Origin of the sequence: Streptomyces botrytidirepellens (assembly GCF_003721215.1) — a bacterium.
Taxonomy (GTDB): Bacteria; Actinomycetota; Actinomycetes; order Streptomycetales; family Streptomycetaceae; genus Streptomyces; species Streptomyces himastatinicus.
This window is the reverse complement of the sequence record NZ_RIBZ01000147.1, coordinates 1-3,494: the sequence shown is the minus strand read 5'-3', so window position 1 is coordinate 3,494 and position 3,494 is coordinate 1. Positions and strand designations below refer to the sequence as shown.

At 66.8% G+C, this 3,494-nt stretch carries 3 protein-coding genes; all 3 read right to left on the bottom strand.

The genetic code is table 11. The features are described from left to right. Window positions 1–478: DUF6927 domain-containing protein (locus EEJ42_RS10910; protein WP_123099752.1), on the bottom strand; the 478-nt coding region annotated here is incomplete at its 3' end. Window positions 479–714: 236 nt separating this feature from the next. Next, window positions 715–1,221, bottom strand: a complete 507-nt coding sequence (locus EEJ42_RS10905) for a Mom family adenine methylcarbamoylation protein (protein WP_246096352.1) — start codon at window positions 1,219–1,221, stop codon at window positions 715–717. A 1,779-nt stretch (window positions 1,222–3,000) separates the two neighbouring features. Then, window positions 3,001–3,231 carry a hypothetical protein gene (locus EEJ42_RS10900; RefSeq protein ID WP_246096350.1) on the bottom strand — a complete coding sequence of 77 codons (231 nt, stop codon included), beginning with the start codon at window positions 3,229–3,231 and terminating at the stop codon, window positions 3,001–3,003. Between the last annotated feature and the right edge of the window lie 263 nt (window positions 3,232–3,494).

The window sequence follows — 3,494 nt, the reverse complement described above, 5'->3', positions numbered from 1 at the left end:
CGGTGATCAGGAAGCCGTGGGTGTTTCCGCCGCGTCGGATGTACGTGAAGGTGTCGGTGCGGGTGCCGTCGGTGAAGGACAGAGCACGGGCGAGACGAACCTGGGTGCCTGGCTTCAAGTGCTTGCGCAGGAAGTCGCGTTGTGCGTGATAGTGGCGGCAGTGAGCACGCCAGGTGAGCGCGTCCTCGTGTGTGGTCGGGGTCAGCGCGTTAAGCACGGACTTGGGCGCCTTATGGTCGCCGGGCAGACAGTTCTCGTCCATGTCCTTGTATCCGAAATTGTAGTAGGGGTCGCGGGTCCAGCGAGTCAGCGCGACGTACGCGGTGACCTCACTGGTGGTTTGGTCGCGGACGGCGGCGTAGAAGACGCCTTCGACGGTGCCGTTCGCGATGATCTTGTAGCGGGAGTCGAGTTTGGCCGCGAAGTGTTCCGCGTTGGTCTCGGCGTTCTTCTCGCGCCGGTAGAACGTCCATCCCATGGGGTTGCCTCTCGGTCAGGGGCCGGTTCCGTGGACCGGCCGCTGGTAGAGCGTGGGATGAGGGGGGGCAAGGGGCGCAATGGCGGCGACGCGGGCCTGTTGGCTTACGTGAACGGCCCGCATCCGGAAGCGTGTGCCGGAGCGGGCCGTGGAAGGGCGGTGTGCGCGGTCAGCTGAGATTCTGGGTGCTTCACACGACCTGGCAGGAATTCCCGGACTCTAGGCGGGGGAGCACGTCAATGGGCGCAGTGGTCGGGGCGCTTGGGGTAGGGCTTGATCTCCGGATATCCGAGGGTGATCCGATTGCGCTCGCGTTGGTTCCTTCCCAGCCGGAACACGTACCGATGGGCACCCCGGTGGCGAACGTTGCGGGCACCTACCGCGTGCAAGGCATCTCGCAGCCAGAAGGCCGGATTGCAGCCGGCTCGGGGCGCTGGGGCTCCGAGCGACATGAGCTTGGCTTCGACGTATTCGTGCCCTTGCTCCTGCTTTCTGACCTTCTGGGCTGCACGGTCGTTGAGGACGGTTCCGTCGGGCAGCAGCTTGATCGTGCGTGCGGCGGCACGGCCAGTGTAAGCCGCATTCGAAGCTTGATAAATCGTACCTATATGCCCAATTGCAACCAGTTCGCCCTTATTTGTCCTACGTGGAACGGGGTCTGCGAAGGAGACCACACCCCGGACATCCGAGGCGAGCAGTTCATCGAAACAGCGGGCAAGGAACCAGCTTTCGGTGCCGGGCATTCGTCCAGGAGAACGAAGCGTGAGCACTCCAGGCTAGCCACGTTGGCTTCGAGCTCGGGCAGGGCGCGCTCGAGTACGGCCCTGCTGACGGACAGTCCAAACACGGCCACCCCGCTCAGACGCGGCTCGCCGTCGGCGATATTGAACAGGCCGAACGTCTTCTTGGCGGACGTAGGAACCGGAGTAGTGATGCCGAAGTACGAACTCTTTGGCCGTGCGGACGGCGAGCGGCTCCAGTTGGAAGCAGCGCGGATCAAACCCTCCGGCACTCGTATGACGCCATGAATGCCGTCGATCCTGCCACCGCTGACACCATGGCGTCGCCGTGGGGAGCTCGCCGAGGTTGTCGGTCGGCAGCGGCAGGAAGTCCTGGACTGCTGGCGAAGGCATGCAGACGGGAGCAGGCGGGGTGCTGGGCATGCTGAGCACGAACGTCTCCTGAGGGTGTTGGAGGGGCCTGGACTGTGGCGTCATGCGGCAGGTCGTCGCCGGACGCGGGCCGGAGCCGGTGCGGGCGGAGCAGTGGCGCGCTGACGCGGGGGGGCCGGAGGGCCCACGCCATCGCGGCGCGCCTCTGCCGGCAAGATGGCGCCGTGGCCGTTCTCCAGCCATTGCTGGATGGTGGCCAGGCGGTCTGCTAGCGGTGCAACCGCGAGGAGGNATGGTGGCCAGGCGGTCTGCTAGCGGTGCAACCGCGAGGAGGTGGGAAGGATGACGGCCCGCAACCGACGGGGCTGCGGGCCGTGGCGTCCGGGCCTGTCAGGCGACCAGGGCTCAGGGGCTGTCGCCCCGGTGGACTGCGCCGGGGCGCGGGTGGTGGCCGGAGCCGCTGGTCTGGAAGAGTTGCAGTCCGAGCGCAAGGCGAAGGGTCAGCTGGAACTGGGCCCCTTCGGCGCCTCCTCTCCGTCGGCTGCGGCGTCCTCAGACCGTCCCTGCTCCGCTGCTTCGGCGGTGTTCACGCTGGCAGGCTTGTACCAGGCGTATGCACTGGCCAGGTTTGAGCCAGGGCCAGCACGGCGAGGACGGCGGTCCAGGCCGGGGCCGCTGCTTTGGCCAGGCTCATGGCGGAGGCGGCGGCGAGCAGCAGACCCGAACTCGTCAGCAGACGGCTGTTGCGCGTGCTGCGTCCCGTGTTGCCTCTCGGGCCATAGAACTGTCAGGAAGCGGCGCGTCACGCCGCAGGCCCCACCCTTATCCGGCAGGGCCTGCGGTATGGGTGGGACGGTGGTCGGGCGTGGTGTCGGCCAGGTAGGGCTGGTGGGAGCTGAAGGCGTGTTCAGGTCACGGGGGACACTGCGTCGGGGTTGACCGCGGTCTACCAGCTCGCCCGCGACACGGTGCGGAGCAGATGAGCGAGCGAAGGTTCCTCGAAGGGCCCGAGCGGGGGTTGTACCTTCCCTTCGCTGTGCAGTTCCAGCAGTTGCTCGCCCAGATGGGCGAGTTCCTCCGCCTGCTGTTCTGAGATGCGCACGTCACGCTCGACGAATCCTGTGATCGCTATGAGCTGGGCAAGGGATTCTTGATCGTATCCGGCTGGCAGCGTCAAGCATTCGGGCGGGATGCGATGGGCTGCGCAGCGGGCGATGACGGAGGGCGGACACGAGATGACCCGCTGGCGTTCCGTGAAACGTATCCGTCTTCCGCCGCTCGGAAGGTGTGGGCGATGTCCGGGTCGACTGCACCGCCCGGCCTAGTTTCCCGCATGTAGAGACCTGCCTCGTTTTGGTTGGGTTGTTCGGTGTCCTGGCGTGGTTCGTGCAGGCCTGGGGTGGCGGGCTCCTACGTACGGCGTGGTGTCGACCACTCGACGTCATCGAGGAGGGCGCCGATCCGGCAGGCCATGTAGCGGTCGGCGATGGTGAGCCAGCGGCGGGCGTGAACGGGCAGGTTGGCGGCCGGGTCGGCGTCCAGACTCGTCTCGGCCCACTGGACTCGGTTGACGACGCGGTGGGCGTGGGCGCGTACCGCGTTGCTGCGGTGGCTCCGGCCGAAGGGGATCGTGCCGCGCATCCAGTGCGCGCGGCTGATGTCGTCACACGCCAGACGGCTGGCTCGGACGAGAGGTTCGAGATCGACGGCGCCGCTTTCCGTGTGCTCCCGGTGCGCGGTCGCGCACGATGGGGTCGGACGAAGTCGGTGCCTGCCGGTGGCGGATGTCGGTCGTGGCCGGTCGAGGTGTCAGGCGTTAAAGCCTAGCTGTGTTGTCCGAAGAGGTTGGTGATGCGGCTGGCTGGGGTGTGGCCGCTGATTCCGGTGTGGGGTCGGTGGTAGTT

Bases quoted from the DNA above. Each gene is read 5' to 3' on its own strand.
- EEJ42_RS10900 (WP_246096350.1), bottom strand. From the start codon at position 3,231: ATGCGCGGCACGATCCCCTTCGGCCGGAGCCACCGCAGCAACGCGGTA.
- EEJ42_RS10905 (WP_246096352.1), bottom strand. From the start codon at position 1,221: ATGCCCGGCACCGAAAGCTGGTTCCTTGCCCGCTGTTTCGATGAACTG.